The organism is Lysobacter sp. M2-1 (assembly GCF_022662495.1).
Lineage (GTDB): Bacteria > Pseudomonadota > Gammaproteobacteria > Xanthomonadales > Xanthomonadaceae > JAKPBU01.
The window spans coordinates 127,415-142,563 of record NZ_JAKPBU010000001.1; the positions used below are offsets into that span (position 1 = coordinate 127,415).

Here is a 15,149-nt window from a genome sequence, read left to right on the forward strand (position 1 = left end):
AACGTTGCGATGGGCATGGTCAGCGAATTCAAGGAATTCATCGCCAAGGGCAATGTCATGGATCTCGCCGTCGGCGTCGTGATCGGCGCGGCCTTCGGCAAGATCGTCACCGCGCTGGTCGATGGCATCATCATGCCGCTGATCGGGCTGCTGACCGGGGGCGTGAGCGTTTCCGACTGGAAGTACGTGATTGCGCCGGCCCAGCTGGACGCATCCGGCAAGGAAACCGCGGCCGAGTCGGCGATCCGCTACGGCCTCCTGATCCAGACCGTGGTCGATTTCCTGATCATCGGCTTCGTCATCTTCCTGGTGCTCAAGGCCTACAACCGCATGCGCACGCCGGCGGCAGCGGCAGCACCGGCTGAAGAAGTGCTGCTGCTGCGCGAGATCCGCGATTCGCTGAAGCAGTAATCGTCGCGCGCAGGACTTCCTGCACAGCAGGCGCGTAGCCGCGGGCTGCTACGCTCGCGGCTTCGCCTTTTTGCGCCGAAGGAACCCCCATGCGTCTTGCGCCGTTGCTGCTTGCCCTGTTTGTTGCCTCGCCCGCCCTCGCGCAGACGCCCGGGCAAACCACCATTCCCGACGCAGCGCTGCAGGCCGCATCGCAGCTGCGCGAACAGGCGCTGGCCGACGACACCGCGTGGAAGGTGACCGAATCGCTGACCACCGAGATCGGTCCGCGCCTGGCCGGCAGCGAGGCCGATGCGCGCGCCGTGGAATGGGCCCGGCGCAAGTTCGAGGCGCTGGGCTACGACAAGGTCTGGACCCAGCCGGTGACCTTCCCGAAATGGGAGCGGCGCAGCGAACACGGCGAGGTGCTGGGCGCGTACGCGCAGCCATTGATACTGGCTGCGCTGGGCGGCAGCCCGGGCGGCACCGTCGAGGGCGACGTGGTGCGCTTCGATTCGCTCGAAGCACTGCAGGCCGCGCCGGCCGGTTCGCTCGCCGGCAAGATCGCGTTCGTTGATTTCGCGATGGAGCGGGCGCGCGATGGCCGCGGCTACGGCACCGGCAGCCGCGTGCGCGGCAGCGGTCCTTCGGCCGCCGTGCGCGCCGGCGCCAGTGCATTCCTGATGCGCTCGGCCGGCACCGATTCGCATCGCGTCGCGCACACCGGCATCACCCGCTTCGAAGAAGGTCTGCAGCCGATCCCCGCCGCGGCGTTGTCGGTGCCGGACGCGGCACAGCTCTCGCGGCTGGTCGCGCGCGGTGCCACGCGCGTGCGCGTCGCGCTCGATTGCGGCTGGGACGGCGAGTACACCTCGCACAACGTCATCGGCGAGATCACGGGCAAGCGCAAGGACGAGGTCGTGGTGATCGGCGGGCACCTGGATTCCTGGGATCAGGGCACCGGCGCGATCGACGATGCCGCGGGCATCGGCATCACCATGGCGGCGGGCCATCTCATCGGCCAGCGCAAGGACAAGCCGCTGCGCACGATCCGCGTGATCGCCTATGCCAACGAGGAACAGGGCCTGCACGGCGGCGAGGTCTACGCGAAGTCGCAGGCACAGAGCATCGCCAGCAACCAGATCATCGCCGAGAGCGACTTCGGTGCCGGGCGCATCTACGCGTTCAACACCAGCAGCGCCAAGGAAGGGCCCGCACAACGGGCGTCGGAACAGATCGCCGAAGCGCTGGCGCCGCTGGGCATCGCCTACACCCCGGGCGAAGGCGGCCCTGGCTCCGACGCCGGCCCCAGCGCGGCGCTCGGCGTGGCCTGGGCATCGCTACGACAGGACGGCACCGAGTACTTCGACCTGCACCACACCCCCGACGACACGCTCGACAAGATCGATCCCGAAGCGCTGGCGCAGAACGCGGCGGCCTACACCGTATTCGCCTTTCTTGCGGCCGAAGCGGACGGCGGATTCGGCAGCGAAGCCAAGCCGGTCACGCCGCCGGAGGAATGAGCACTGGATTCAGCGTAGCGAGAACGCCCGCACCGGCCCGCCTTGCTCCGCACCCCGCATCCATCCCAGCCAGCCGCCTGCCTCCGGGTCTGGGATCGCAATGCCGCGGGCGACGCCATCGGCGTCGACCAGAACCAACCTTGCCTCGTCGGATGCCGCATGGAAGCGCACGCGGCGACCGGGCGGTCCCAACAGGTTCATGACAGGATCGATCGACACGCCGGCGATAGGTACCGAATGTCGGCGAGATGAATAGATCGAACTGCCTAGCAATGCCGTTTCCGGCCAGGCAAACATCGCTGCACCGGCACCCTGGATCGCCGGCAGCACATGGATAAGTTCGCTCGGCGCGGTCTCGCCCAGTTCGAGCGTTGGATCCACTACGCCAACCGCAACGGCAACAGATGTGGTGTTCGCGACCTCACGCATGGACTCGCCGTGCCGCCACATCCAGAACTGGCTTGGCAGGAGGCCTGCGGCGATGACGAGCACGACGAGAATCACGTTTCGTGGTCGGGGCGCATTCGCAAGCGTCGCAATTGCCAGGCCCGCCCAGAACAAGCTGGACCAGACCAGGTAACGCTGGGCGAGCAACTGGTCGGGATGCAGGTCGAAATAGTGCAGTCGCCCTACCGCGACCATGCCACCGACCGCCAAGGCGAACCACGCCATACCGAGGCCCAGCATGCCCGGGCGCGACGTTCCGAGGCGCGCGCGCCAAGTGACCGACGCCAACCAGCAGATTCCGAGAACACCAACGAGCAAATGCGGCCACCGCGCGAGCATGACCGGACCGAAAGCCTCATGCCAGGTCCTCGCCATCCATTCGGCCAGCGTACGCAACGGGGTCGTTGGCACGTGCGCCGCCAGCGCGGGATCGGTCACGGGCCAGATTGCGTAGACCAAAGGGCCTGCGAGCCATCTCAGCAGGAGATCGAGCTGGGATAAAGGTGCGAACTGCAGCATGGCCGTCTCTATGCCGGCGTTGCTCCAGCGTCGCAGTATGATCGTGCCGGCGAGTGTCAAGCCGAGAACAAGGTGGACGATTGCTCGCGCGCGCAGCAGCAAAGCGACGACGAGTAAGGCGACAAACGCCGCCAGGCCGCTGCTGAAGCTGAAGGCGGCGATCACGCCAAGTAACGCTGCGGTCGCGGTTGCGCGCACGCTTGGCGGTTCTCCGCCCCGAGATCCCAGCATCGCGATCCCAAGCGTGACGCATAGCGTCACCAGATAAGCATGGACGGTCTCATTGGCATGGCCCAACGTACGGATGTTGCCCAGCCAACAGAGCCCAAGCACGGCGACGAGCATGGCAGCGGCACGCCGATCTGGCGCTGATATCACACGAAGAACGCTCCAGACGCACGCCAGCGTGGCCAAAAGCAGACCGATTCCAACGCCCACCTGCAGCCACTGCTGGGCATCGAATACGCGCAGTTCGAACATGCGCACGGCGTGCGGCAGAACCTCATGGTGCCCGTTGTCCTCCCTGAGAATCTCCCGTACGACAGGCTTGGAGGCGAAATGACCCAGGAAGCCCCAGCCATCCGCATAGGGCACCCGAGGTGCGTGCCACATCGCTGCCAATGCAACCGCAACGTAAAGGATTGCGAGGCCCCAGCTCGCGGCAAGCGCGGCCCGGATCGCAATGCCTGTCCGTGTTCTTGGCACGTCGATCCCTGACATGACGGTCTGCTCGAACGCTTCCAGACAGTATTGTCCACGTTTCCGCGGACAGTGTGCCGCCCGCAGTCCCGGCAGGGCTCCGTCAGGACAGCCGTTGGCGGACCATGGCGAACATCCGCAAGTCGTGCACGTGGCCATGCTTGGTCACCGCGCGGCGCAGCAGACCTTCTTCCACGAAGCCGTTCTTCTCCAGCACCCGCGCCGATGCGGGGTTGGAGTCGAGCACGGTCGCTTGCAGCCGTTCCAGGGCCAGCTCTTCCATCGCCCATGGCGCGAACATCCCAACGACCCGGGTCATGAGTCCGTGACCCCAGTGGCGCCGCCCGATCCAGTAGCCGAGTTCGGCGCCGATGCGGCGCTCGCCCTCGAGCGGGCGCACGCCGATCCCGCCACAGGCCTCGCCGTGGACCTCGATCGCGAACACGGGATTGCGCAGGTCGACCACCCTGCCGGCCAGAAACGCCTCGCCGTCGGCACGCGTGTAGGGATGAGGAAACCGGTCGCTCAGGCCGCGTTCGACCTCGGCGTCGTCGGCGTGGCGCAGCAGCGCTTCCAGGTCGTCGCTGCGCCAGCGGCGCAATCTAAACCCGCTGCCGCGCAGCTCCGCGGCGAAGCGCTCGTCCGCGGGGTCAGGCATGGCCCGAAACCGGTGGCGTGCGCTGTTCCAGCTGCTCCAGCTCGTGCGCCAGCGCCTCGGGCGAGTGCGTGTACTTCGCCAGCAACGCGTAGAAGGCCGGTACCACGAACAACGACAGCAGGGTGGAAAACGCCACGCCGAAGACCACCACGATGCCGATGGTGGCGCGGCTGGCCGAACCCGGACCGCCGAAGATCACCAGCGGCAGCGCGCCCATGATGGTCGCGATCGAGGTCATCAGGATCGGACGCAGGCGCACCGCGCACGATTCGATGATCGCCTCGTGGATGCTGCGGCCTTCATCGCGCAGCTGATTGGCGAATTCCACGATCAGGATGCCGTTCTTCGCCGCCAGGCCCACCAGCATCACGATGCCGATCTGCGAAAACAGGTTCATCGTGCCGCCGGTGACCGCCAGGCCGATCAGCGCACCGAGCACGCCCAGCGGTACCGTCAGCATGATCACCAGCGGATGCAGGAAGCTCTCGAACTGCGCCGCGAGCGCCAGGTACACGATCAGCAGCGCCAGCGCGAAGGTGATCAGCACCTCGCTCCCGGACTGCTGCAGCTCGCGCGACTCGCCCTTCCAGCTGATCTGGGCGTAGTCGGGCAGATTGGTGCGCGCGGTTTCCTGCGCCCATGCGACCGCCTCGCCCAGCGGATAGCCTTCGGCCAGGCGCGCACTCAGGGTGATCGAACGCAGCCGGTTGAAGCGGTTGTAGGTGCCCGGCTCGGCGATCTCACGCAGCGTGACCAGGTTCGACAGCGGCACCAGGGCCCGCGTCGTTCCGGATGCGGTGCCGGTGGTGCCCGCGGTGGCGCCGGCACCGGTGCTGGTACTGGCGCTGCCGGCCCGGACCTGCAGCGCGTCCAGGTCGGCAACCGACGCGCGGCCACTGCGTTCGGCCTGCAGCATCACGTCGTATTCCTCGCCGTTGTCGACGAAGGTGGTCACCCGGCGCCCGCCCATCATGGTTTCCAGCGCGGTGCCGATCGCGGTCGCCGACACGCGCAGGTCGGCGGCGCGCGCCTTGTCGATCACCACCCGCATCTGCGGCCGGGTTTCCTTGTAGTCGGAGTCCGGGCCCACGAACCCGGGGTTGGCCTCCATCCTCGCCAGCATGATGTCGCGCCACTGCGCCAGTTCGGCGTAATCGGGCCCACCCAACACCATCTGGAACGGCTGGCCGCGGGTGCGCACCAGACCACCGCCGACCTGGGTGCGCACGCGCACGCCGGTCAGGCCGGCGAACTTCTTCTCCAGTTCCGCGGCGACTTCAGCCGTGCTCTGCTCACGCTTGTCCCAATCGGCAAGGAAGATGCTAGCGCGGCCGGTATGCATTTCCTCGCTGACGCCGAAGCTCCCGGGCACGCGCGGGTTGGCGCGCACGATCGGCTTGTCCTCGCCGACTTCGCCGGCCAGGATCTTCTCGACCTGCTGCATCTGCCGGACGGTGTAATCAAAGCCGGCGCCCTCGGGGCCTTCCATCGACAGCTGGAACGAGCCCCGGTCCTCGGCCGGCGCCAGCTCGCTGGGCAGCATCCGGAACAACAGCACCAATGCCACCAGCGCAGCGATCATCAATCCGCCGAACAGCCAGGTGCGGTGCACGTTGCGGTCGAGCACGCCGCGATAGCCGGTGGCCACGCGCATGAAGCGCGCATTCAACCAGGCGCTGGCGCGGTTCTCCTTGACCGCGTGCGGGCCGGTATGCGGGCGCAACAGCTTCGACGCCATCATCGGGGTCAGGGTCAGCGCCACGAACGCGGAGATCGCCACCGCCGCCGCCAGCGCGACAGACAGCTCGCGGAACAGGCGCCCGGTGTTGCCCTGCAGGAATCCCACCGGCAGGAACACCGCGATCAGCACTGCGGTGGTCGCCAGCACCGCGAACGCCACCTGCGCGGTGCCGCGGCGCGCGGCAACCAGCGGCGGCTCGCCCAGGTCGACCCGGCGCTGGATGTTCTCCACCACCACGATCGCATCGTCCACCACCAGGCCGATGCACAACACCAGCGCCAGCAGGGTCAGCAGGTTGATCGAGAAACCGAAGGCGTAGAGCGCGATGAACGATGCGATCAGGCACACCGGCACCGTCACCGCCGGGATCAGCGCCGCACGCACGCTGCCCAGGAACAGCCAGATCACGATCAGGACCAGGACGATCGCCTCGATCAGCGTCTCGTAGACGCGCTCGACCGAGGCAGAAATGAAGGTGGTGGTGTCGAAGGCGACGTAAATGCCGGTGCCCTCCGGCAGGCTCGACCCGATACGCTCGGCTTCCGCCTTCGCTTCCTCTGCCACCTCCAGGCTGTTGGCGGTGGAGGTCTTGACGACGCCGATGCCGATCGCGGGCTCGCCGTTGCTGCGGTAGTAGGCGCGGCGTTCGGACGATTCCAGCGCCACCCGCGCCACGTCGCCGAGCCTGACGATGTAACCGTCCGCGCCCTTGGCGACGGGCATCTGCGCGAACTGCTCGGCGCTGGCGTAGTCGCGGGCCACGCGCAGGATGAAGTCGCGGTCGGCGGACTCGATCCGGCCGGCGCCCAGTTCCACGTTTTCCGCGCGCAGGGCCTGTTCGACATCGGCATTGGTCAGCCCGCGCGCCGCCATCGCATCGCCGTCGAGCCAGATCCGCATCGCGTAGCGCTGGCTGCCGCCCACGCGGACCTGGGCCACGCCCTGCAGGCTGGAGAACCGGTCGACCAGGTAGCGCTGGGCGTAGTCGGATAGCTGCAGCGTATCCATGGTCGAGGAGCGCAGGTTGAACCAGATGATCGGGTCCGAATCGCTCTCGACCTTGCTGATCTCGGGCGGATCGGCTTCTTCCGGCATCCGGTCGGCGACCCGGCTGACCGCGTTGCGCACGTCGTTGGCAGCGCCTTCGATATCGCGCGAAGCCAGGAATTCGATGCTGATCCGGGAGCTGCCGTTCTGGCTGCTGGAGTCGATGGTGTTGATGCCCTCGATGCCCGAAAGCGCGTCCTCGAGCGTCTGCGTGATCCGGGTCTCGACCACGCTTGCCGACGCGCCGGGGTAATCGACCTGCACCGACACGATCGGCGGATCGATCGCCGGCAACTCGCGCAGGGTCAGGCGCAGGAACGACATGATGCCCAGCACGATCAGCAGCAGGCTCATCACCACGGCCAGCACGGGCCGCTTGATCGACAGGTCCGACAGCTTCATCCGCGCGCCCTACCGCGCCGCGCTGCCGGCGGGCCGTGTCGCGGTCTGGAGTCCATTCGCGGCGGCAGCGGCCGGCGCACCTGCCGCGATCTTTGCGCCGGCCTGCAGTTTGCCCACGCCTTCGGTCACGATGCGGTCGCCCGCCTTCACTCCTTCGCGCAGCATCACCTTGCCGGGAATGCGCCCGCCCACTACGACGTCCGCCTTCTCGACGGTGCTGTCGGCCTTGACCCGCCAGACGAAGGTCTCGCTGCCGAGCTGCTGGACGGCGATCTCGGGCACCACCAGCGCCGGTCGCTGGCCGCGGGCCAGACGCACCTCGACCAGCATGCCCGGCTTGAGCGCGTGATCGGGGTTGGCGAAATCACCGCGCACGATGGCGGCGCGCGAGCCGGCGTCCAGGCGCGCGGAGACGGTGTTCACCGTGCCGTCGAACTCGCGCTCGCCATAGGTGCCGCTGCGTCCGGCCAACGCCTGTCCGGGCGCGACCCCTGCCAGCTCGGTTTCCGGTACCGGAAAGTCCACGTATACGCGCGATACGTCGTCGAGCGTGGCGATCACCGTGCCCGGCGTCACCAGCGCGCCGGGGCTGACCTGGCGGATGCCGAGTACGCCACCGAACGGCGCGCGGATCACCCGATCGGACAGATTGGCGCGGATCTCCGCCACCTGCGCGCGCGCTGCATCGCGCATGGCGCGCTGGGTATCCAGGGAGGCGCGCGCGATCAGCTGCTGCCGGGCCAGCTGGCTCTGGCGCTGATACAGCTGCTCGGCTTCCTTGGCCGCAGCCTCGGCCGAAGCGAGCGCCGCGAATTGCTGCTGGCCGCTGAGGGTGATCAGCGGCGCGCCGCGCCTGACTTCCTGGCCGCTCTCGAAATGCACCTGCTGCACGGTTTCGCTCACCTTGGCCGTGAGCGTGACCGATTCACGGGCCTGCACGGTGCCCAGCGCGCGCAGGCTGTCGATCCACGGCTGCTCGCGCACGGTTTCCACTACGACCGGAATCGGGCGATCGCGGTCCGCGCGCTGTTCTTGCGCGCCGGCAGCGCGGTCGCCACAGGCGCCCAGGGACAGCAGGGCCGCGGCCGCAACGGGCAGGAGCAACGTGCGGCGGACTCGGAAAACGGGCATGTGCAGCGCACGGCGTGAGTGAATCCCGGGATTCTAGCGGCCGCCCGTGGACGGGACGTATGCCATCCGACCTGCCCGTGGAACGCGGCATTGCGGTCAACCGCTGGCGCGCGCGCGCGTTACGCGGCACTCTGGCCTGTAACGGCGCTGCAACGCGTCTGAATGTCCGTCCCCCAACGGAGCCGACCATGGCCATCTACGACAGCATCCTCGACACCATCGGCCGCACGCCCGTGGTCCGCCTGAATCGCATCGCCCCGCCGGGCGTGACGATGTACGCGAAGGTCGAATCCTTCAATCCCGGCGGCTCGGTCAAGGACCGGCTGGCGCTGGCGATCATCCTCGATGCCGAATCCAAGGGCCTGCTCAAGCCCGGCGACACGGTGGTGGAAGCGACTTCCGGCAATACCGGTGTCGCATTGGCGATGGTCTGCGCCGCGCGCGGTTACAAGTTCGTGGCGACCATGGCCGAGACCTTCTCGATCGAACGCCGCAAGCTGATGCGCGCCTATGGCGCCAAGGTGATCCTCACCCCTGCCGCCGAGCGCGGCAGCGGCATGGTGCGCAGGGCCGAGGAGCTGGCGAAGCAGCACGGCTGGTTCCTCGCGCGTCAGTTCGAGAATCCGGCCAACCCCGCCTACCACCGTCAGACCACCGCGGCGGAGATCCTGCGCGACTTCGCCGGGCAACGGCTCGATCATTTCGTCACCGGCTGGGGCACCGGCGGTACGCTCACCGGGGTGGGCGAAGTGCTCAAGGTCGCGCGGCCGGAAGTGAAAGTGACCACCTGCGAGCCCGCCGCCGCACCGCTGCTGCAGGGCAAGGACTGGTCGCCGCACAAGATCCAGGGCTGGACGCCGGATTTCGTGCCGGCCGTGCTCAACCGCGACGCCGCCGCGCAGGTGTTGTCGATCGAGGATGCCGACGCCATCGCCACGTCGAAGCGGCTGGCGGCGGAGGAAGGGATCTTCGTCGGCATCTCCGCCGGCGCGACGGTGGCGGCCGCCTTGCGGGTGGCGGCGCAGGCGCGGGACGGCGACGTGATCCTCGCGATGCTGCCCGATACCGGCGAACGCTACTTCTCCACGCCGCTGTTCGAAGGCGTCAACGAAGGCTCCGACGACGACTGGCTGGCTGGCCTGCCTTAGCCAGCGGCGCCAGGGCGTTGAAAGCGGGCGCTCAAGCCGACACGAACCACCACACCAGCGCCGCGAGCGCCGCTGCGAGTGCGAGCAGCACGATCGCGTAACCGCCATGATCGCCCTCGGTAACGGTGGGCGGGCGCGTTGCCGTAGCTGATACCGAGCGGTGACGCACGGCATCGGCCGCGGTCTGCGCCGCTGCGCCGTGGCGCATCGCGTCGACGGCCGCCTTCGCGGGCCGGAGATCCATCGCGGGATTGGCTTCGCGCAATTGCCTGAGCGTGTCGATCACCTTGCCCTTGTGCAGGGCCGCGCGCATCGCGTGCAGGTCGGCTTTCGGACCTCCTCCGGTTTGTTGCGCGGACCAGGCCTCCACCGCCGCAAGGGTCTCCTTCAACCCTTGCCCGCCGACTTCGCGCAGCAGCCGCACGGCCTGGATACGGTCGCCGCGCATCAGCGCGGCAACCACCTGGCCAGGGAGCGGGTTTGCGGACGTCATGTGCGGCTCCGTAAACGCGGAGAAGCCTGCAGCATACGCCGACGCTGTGCACGCGGCCCCAACCTCCCTGGCGCCATGCTCGCGCCATGCGGATCCAGGTGCAGATCGCCGACATCACCACGCTCGAAGTGGATGCCATCGTCAATGCCGCCAACGCCACCCTGCTCGGCGGCGGTGGCGTGGACGGCGCGATCCACCGCGCGGCGGGACCGGGACTGCTGGCGGCCTGCCGCGCGCTGCCCGAAACCGCATCCGGGGTGCGCTGCCCGACCGGCGAGGCGCGCATCACCGCCGGCTTCGCGCTAAGCGCGCGGCACGTGATCCACACCGTCGGCCCGGTCTGGCGGGGCGGTGGCGACGGCGAGCCGCGGCAACTGGCGGCCTGCTATCGCAACAGCCTGCGGCTGGCCGGAGACAGCGGCATCGTCTCGATCGCCTTCCCTGCGATCAGCTGCGGCATTTACGGGTATCCACCCGAGGCCGCGGTCGCGGTCGCGGTGCAGGAAGCGCGGCATTGGGCCGGGCCGCGACCGCTGCAGCTGATCTTCTGCTGCTTTGACGCGACCATGGCCGATCGCTACCAGCGCGAGCTCGCCGCCTGACCAGGCGCTGTCGTTAACGCGCACTCGTGTGGGAGTGGGCTTGCCCGCGATTACGGTCCGACATTCGCGCGCGCATTCGCAGCAGGACTGTTCCTGCCATAGACACTCAGCTGCTGGGAGTTGACATTATGTGGGAGCGGCCTTGGCCGCGATTGCCTTTCGCGCCCAAGTCAAACGCAGTCGCGAGCAAGCTCGCTCCCACAGGAGAGGCCGGGATGTGGGCATGCACATGGATGTGCGGGCTATCATCGCCCTACCCCGCCCAGGAGTCGCGCATGTCCGCGCCGTCACGCCAGTTGGCTGTCCTGACGCTGCTGTGCATGCCCGCATTGCAGGCTGCGAATCCTGCGGCTGCGCAGGAAGCCCCACGCGTCGAGGGCGAGGCGCGGCTGCTCGATGCGGTGGTGGTCACGGCGACCCGCAGCGAAGCCGATCCGTTCGAGGTTCCGGCCTCGATCGACTCGGTGGACGTAGAAGAGGCGCTGCGCCTGGGCGCAAGCCCGGCCGAACTGCTCGACGGCGTACCCGGCGTGGTGGCCCGCGACCGGCACAACTACGCCCAGGACACGCAGATCGCGATCCGCGGGTTCGGCGCACGCTCGACCTTCGGCATCCGCGGCGTGCGCCTGTACACCGACGGCATCCCCGCGACCCAGCCGGACGGACAAGGCCAGGTCTCGCACTTCAACTTGGATTCGGCGGCCCGCATCGAGGTGCTGCGCGGTCCGTTCTCGGCGCTTTACGGCAACGCGTCGGGCGGCGTGATCCAGCTGTTCACCGCCGATGGCGTGCAGCCGTCGGAGTGGCGGGTGGGCGCGGTAGGCGGCAGCGACGGCACGCTGCGCGGCGGGGTCAACTTCCGCGGCGCCAGCGACGGCTTCGACGCCAACCTCGACTACAGCCACTTCCAGACCAACGGCTATCGCGCGCACAGCCGCGCGCGCCGCGACTCCCTCAATGCAAAGGTCGGCATCGAACTGGGCAACGGCGGCAAGCTCACCCTGCTCGGCAACGTGCTGCGGCAACCCGATACCCAGGACCCGCTGGGTCTGACCTGGGAGCAGTTCCAGGAAGATCCGCACCAGACCGCGTCCCCGGCGAGCGAGTTCAATACCCGCAAGCGCGCCAGCCAGGCGGTCGGCGGCGCGATTCTGGACCTGCCGATGTCGGATCGCGATGCGCTGCGAATCATGGGCTACGGCGGCACGCGCGCGATCACCCAGTTCCTGTCGATACCGCAGGCCCCACAGGAGGCACCGCGCCATGCCGGTGGCGTGGTCGACCTGGACACCGGCTTCGGCGGTACCGACCTGCGCTGGGCGCGACGGATGGAACTGGGCGGACGGCCGCTGGAATTCAGCGCCGGCCTGGCCGCCGACCGGCTCGATCAGCGGCGCCGCGGGTTCGAGAATTTCGTCGGCACGACGCTCGGCGTGATCGGACGGCCGCGTCGCGACGAGGGCATCGACGTGCGCAGCTTCGACCAGTACGCGCAGCTGGACTGGGACCTCGCCGAACGCTGGCGCCTGCTCGCCGGCGCACGCCACAGCAAGGTGCGGATGGAGGTGGACGACGACTACATCGCACCGGGCAATCCCGACGATAGCGGCCGCGTCGAGTTCTCCGAGACCACGCCGGTCGCCGGGCTGATGTTCCGCGCCAGCGAAGCGCTGCACCTGTATGCGAGCTATGGGCGCGGGTTCGAGACGCCGACCATCACCGAGGTCGCCTATCGCGCCGATGGCGGCAGCGGCCTGGCGTTCGACCTGCAGCCGGCGACCAGCGACAACACCGAATTGGGCGCCAAGTGGCGACGCGGCGGGCTGCAGGCGCAGCTGGCGTGGTTCGAGACGCGCAGCGACGACGAACTGGCGGTCGCGACCAGCGGCGGTGGACGCACCACCTACCAGAACATTGGCAGCTCGCGCCGGCGCGGCGCCGAACTCGCCGTGGACTGGAGCTTCGCCAACGACTGGCGCCTCGCCTTCGCCTACAGCCACATCGATGCCCGCTTCACCTCCGATTTTCTCGGCTGCAGTGCGCGCTGCACCAGCCCGGACACGCCGATCGAATCCGGCGCGCGGATTCCCGGCGTGCCGCGCGACGATGCATCGCTGTCGTTGCGCTGGCAACCGGCCCAGGGCTGGAACGCCGGCGTCGACGCCAGCCACAGCGGCGACATGGTGGTCAACGACTTCGGCACCGCGCGCGCACCCGGTTACACGCTGTTCGGCGCCGAAGCGGGATACCGCTGGCAATCACAGGTCGGCGCGCTGCGTGCCTTCGTGCGCGTGGACAATCTTGCCGACCGCGCCTACGTGGGCTCGGCGATCGTCAACGACGGCAACGGCCGCTACTTCGAACCCGGACCCGGACGCAGCTGGTTGCTCGGGCTGGAATGGCGGTGGCACGAATGAGCCATCGGGGATTTAACGGTTCCTGCGCGCCGGACTTTGAACTGGCGCGCTGCGTCTGACGCGACGTCGCGCACTTGGCCTTCTTCCACTCGGGCGGGACGCGGGTAGCACGCACCGCGCGATGGCGCCCGCGTCGATGCCCAGACGACCAACTACGTGCTCAACGACACGCCTCACCGAATAATGACGCCCCATGGCATTTCACCGACGGGGATGTCCGCAACCTTACGCAGGGTGGCGGTGTCGATGACGCTGACGCTGTTCGAGCGTCCATTGGCCACGTAGACCTTGGCGCCGTCGGGCGTGACCGCGGGATTCCACGGCCGCTCGCCAACCGGGATTTCCGCGACCACCTTGCCGCTGGCCACGTCGATCGCGGTCACGCTGTGCGCACCGCCGTTGGAGGCGTACACACGTTTGCCATCGGGCGAGATCGCAACGCCCGCGGTGCGCAGTGCCGCGGGAACGCTGGCGATGCGCTTGCGCGCGCCGAGGTCGATCACGTCGACCACGTTGGCCGATTCCTGGGCCACGTAGGCCTTGCCGCCACCTTCGGCGAAGGCGATGCCGCGCGGGTGGCCGCTGGTGGCGATGCTGGCCACCGACCTGGCGCTCGCAACGTCGATCACGTCGATCGTGTCGGAAGCCTCGTTGCTGGTCAGCACCGACTTGCCGTCTGGCGTCCAGACGCAGTGCTCGGGCGCCTTGCCCTGCACGTCGACGTGCGCGCCCAGTGCGAACGTGGCCGCGTCGATGAACATCACCTGGTTCTGGCCCTCGATGCAGACCACCAGCTGCTTGCCGTCCGGCGAGACGCCGACGCCTTCGGCGCCCTGCCCGATGTCGACGCTGCGCTGCACGGTATCGCTGGCGATGTCGAGCAGCAGCAGGCGATGCCCTTCGGCATCCACTACGTAAAGCTGCTTGTGGTCAGGCGTGAGCGCGATCTGCTGCAGGCGCTTGCCGAGTCCGTCGCCGCCCGAGAGCGTGCGCACGACCCGGTCGGTGGACGTGTCGATGATCGAAATCGTGCCGCTCTTCTGGTTCGGGACATAGGCGACCACCACGTGCGTGGCTGGCGCCGCGGCCGGCGCCTGCGCGGACGTACCATCCTGCTGCGATGCAGGCGCCTGCGGCTTGCAGGCCATCAGCAAAGCAATGCCCGCCGCCAGCGCGATGACGCGCCAGACCCGGGCATTGCGCGCCCTTCCGCTGGCGGGCCGACGCAACCTCATCGCGCGCCCGCTGCGTCGGCCGCGGGCGGCTTGACCTTGCCCGCCGTGGGATTGATCGAATGCACGTAGGCCAGGATCTTGTTGATCTCCTCGTCGGTCAGCACCTGGCCGAAGGGCATCATCAGGCCGACCACGTTTTCCTTGCCCACGCGCGCGTGCCCGTAGGTCGTCTGCATCGCCTGCGAGCCTTCCTTGACCAGCGTATGCAGGGTGCTGTCGTCGCTGCCGTAGACCCAGATGTCATTGATGAGCGAAGGACACATCCCGCCGCCACCGGTGCCGCCGTGACAGGCATTGCAGCCGGCGGTGAAATAGAGCTTCTTGCCCTCCTCGACCAGTTGCGGCGTCGCCTCGATCGGCTCGATCTGCGGGATCGGCTTGGCCGGGCCCGTGGGCGCGGGCATCGCCGTATCCGGCGCGATGCCGCGCGCGGCCGCCTGTTCGCCCGGCGTCAGACCCTGGTCGGTGGCCGGGGGTGCGGGCGCGGTGGCGGGCGCCGTCGCAGATTCCCGCGCAGTGGCGTCGGGCGGGGACGAGGCCTGCGGCTCCGACTTGCCGCAGGCGCCCAGCGCCGTTGCGAACAGGCCGACCAACAGCAGGCATCGAAGATTCTGGAGAGGCATGGGCATTCCTGAAATGTCGGGGGACAACTAGTCAAAACGGAAAGCATGATTGGCGCATCGAACGTCGCAGGCGC

The 15,149-nt window shown here is 68.4% G+C and carries 12 protein-coding genes; 5 read left to right on the forward strand and 7 right to left on the reverse strand.

Annotated features, from left to right (window positions below):
* Nucleotides 1–9: 9 nt before the first annotated feature.
* Both mscL and MC375_RS00525 read left to right on the forward strand, forming a co-directional pair.
* Nucleotides 10–411 (forward strand): large-conductance mechanosensitive channel protein MscL, encoded by a 402-nt coding sequence (gene mscL, locus MC375_RS00520; RefSeq protein WP_242101333.1) that lies wholly within the window; start codon nucleotides 10–12, stop codon nucleotides 409–411.
* Between the two features lie 89 nt (nucleotides 412–500).
* Nucleotides 501–1,913, forward strand: coding sequence for a M28 family peptidase (locus MC375_RS00525; RefSeq protein WP_242101334.1), 1,413 nt, complete (start codon nucleotides 501–503; stop codon nucleotides 1,911–1,913).
* A gap of 9 nt (nucleotides 1,914–1,922) precedes the next feature.
* Here MC375_RS00525 and MC375_RS00530 read toward each other — a convergent pair whose 3' ends face one another.
* The 4 genes from MC375_RS00530 to MC375_RS00545 form a co-directional block, all read right to left on the reverse strand.
* A complete protein-coding gene (locus MC375_RS00530; RefSeq protein ID WP_242101335.1) occupies nucleotides 1,923–3,599 on the reverse strand; it encodes a hypothetical protein in 1,677 nt (558 codons plus the stop codon).
* Nucleotides 3,600–3,681: 82 nt separating this feature from the next.
* Entirely contained in the window at nucleotides 3,682–4,236 is a 555-nt protein-coding gene (locus tag MC375_RS00535; RefSeq protein ID WP_242101336.1) for a GNAT family N-acetyltransferase, read from the reverse strand.
* Nucleotides 4,229–7,426, reverse strand: a complete 3,198-nt coding sequence (locus MC375_RS00540; protein WP_242101337.1) for an efflux RND transporter permease subunit — start codon at nucleotides 7,424–7,426, stop codon at nucleotides 4,229–4,231. Before MC375_RS00540 ends, MC375_RS00535 begins: the two co-directional genes overlap by 8 nt.
* 9 nt (nucleotides 7,427–7,435) lie before the next feature.
* Nucleotides 7,436–8,557 carry an efflux RND transporter periplasmic adaptor subunit gene (locus MC375_RS00545; RefSeq protein ID WP_242101338.1) on the reverse strand — a complete coding sequence of 374 codons (1,122 nt, stop codon included), beginning with the start codon at nucleotides 8,555–8,557 and terminating at the stop codon, nucleotides 7,436–7,438.
* 188 nt (nucleotides 8,558–8,745) lie between these two features.
* Between MC375_RS00545 and cysK the strand changes: the two genes are divergently transcribed.
* Entirely contained in the window at nucleotides 8,746–9,705 is a 960-nt protein-coding gene (gene cysK / locus MC375_RS00550; RefSeq protein ID WP_242101339.1) for a cysteine synthase A, read from the forward strand.
* 31 nt (nucleotides 9,706–9,736) lie between these two features.
* Here cysK and MC375_RS00555 read toward each other — a convergent pair whose 3' ends face one another.
* Nucleotides 9,737–10,198 (reverse strand): hypothetical protein, encoded by a 462-nt coding sequence (locus tag MC375_RS00555; protein ID WP_242101340.1) that lies wholly within the window; start codon nucleotides 10,196–10,198, stop codon nucleotides 9,737–9,739.
* Nucleotides 10,199–10,284: 86 nt separating this feature from the next.
* On the opposite strand from MC375_RS00555, the gene MC375_RS00560 reads away from it, so the two are divergent.
* Nucleotides 10,285–10,800: an O-acetyl-ADP-ribose deacetylase gene (locus MC375_RS00560; protein WP_242101341.1), complete on the forward strand. Its 516-nt coding sequence runs from the start codon at nucleotides 10,285–10,287 to the stop codon at nucleotides 10,798–10,800.
* Between the two features lie 275 nt (nucleotides 10,801–11,075).
* Nucleotides 11,076–13,217 (forward strand): TonB-dependent receptor, encoded by a 2,142-nt coding sequence (locus MC375_RS00565; RefSeq protein ID WP_242101342.1) that lies wholly within the window; start codon nucleotides 11,076–11,078, stop codon nucleotides 13,215–13,217.
* A 173-nt stretch (nucleotides 13,218–13,390) separates the two neighbouring features.
* Here MC375_RS00565 and MC375_RS00570 read toward each other — a convergent pair whose 3' ends face one another.
* Nucleotides 13,391–14,452: a beta-propeller fold lactonase family protein gene (locus MC375_RS00570; protein WP_242101343.1), complete on the reverse strand. Its 1,062-nt coding sequence runs from the start codon at nucleotides 14,450–14,452 to the stop codon at nucleotides 13,391–13,393.
* Nucleotides 14,449–15,075, reverse strand: a complete 627-nt coding sequence (locus MC375_RS00575; RefSeq protein ID WP_242101344.1) for a cytochrome c — start codon at nucleotides 15,073–15,075, stop codon at nucleotides 14,449–14,451. Before MC375_RS00575 ends, MC375_RS00570 begins: the two co-directional genes overlap by 4 nt.
* Nucleotides 15,076–15,149 lie beyond the last annotated feature (74 nt).

What these genes read in the sequence shown, in the direction of transcription:
- mscL (WP_242101333.1), top strand. Translation starts at nt 10, where the DNA reads ATGGGCATGGTCAGCGAATTCAAGGAATTCATCGCCAAGGGCAATGTC.
- MC375_RS00525 (WP_242101334.1), top strand. Translation starts at nt 501, where the DNA reads ATGCGTCTTGCGCCGTTGCTGCTTGCCCTGTTTGTTGCCTCGCCCGCC.
- MC375_RS00530 (WP_242101335.1), bottom strand. Translation starts at nt 3,599, where the DNA reads ATGTCAGGGATCGACGTGCCAAGAACACGGACAGGCATTGCGATCCGG.
- MC375_RS00535 (WP_242101336.1), bottom strand. Translation starts at nt 4,236, where the DNA reads ATGCCTGACCCCGCGGACGAGCGCTTCGCCGCGGAGCTGCGCGGCAGC.
- MC375_RS00540 (WP_242101337.1), bottom strand. Translation starts at nt 7,426, where the DNA reads ATGAAGCTGTCGGACCTGTCGATCAAGCGGCCCGTGCTGGCCGTGGTG.
- MC375_RS00545 (WP_242101338.1), bottom strand. Translation starts at nt 8,557, where the DNA reads ATGCCCGTTTTCCGAGTCCGCCGCACGTTGCTCCTGCCCGTTGCGGCC.
- cysK (WP_242101339.1), top strand. Translation starts at nt 8,746, where the DNA reads ATGGCCATCTACGACAGCATCCTCGACACCATCGGCCGCACGCCCGTG.
- MC375_RS00555 (WP_242101340.1), bottom strand. Translation starts at nt 10,198, where the DNA reads ATGACGTCCGCAAACCCGCTCCCTGGCCAGGTGGTTGCCGCGCTGATG.
- MC375_RS00560 (WP_242101341.1), top strand. Translation starts at nt 10,285, where the DNA reads ATGCGGATCCAGGTGCAGATCGCCGACATCACCACGCTCGAAGTGGAT.
- MC375_RS00565 (WP_242101342.1), top strand. Translation starts at nt 11,076, where the DNA reads ATGTCCGCGCCGTCACGCCAGTTGGCTGTCCTGACGCTGCTGTGCATG.
- MC375_RS00570 (WP_242101343.1), bottom strand. Translation starts at nt 14,452, where the DNA reads ATGAGGTTGCGTCGGCCCGCCAGCGGAAGGGCGCGCAATGCCCGGGTC.
- MC375_RS00575 (WP_242101344.1), bottom strand. Translation starts at nt 15,075, where the DNA reads ATGCCTCTCCAGAATCTTCGATGCCTGCTGTTGGTCGGCCTGTTCGCA.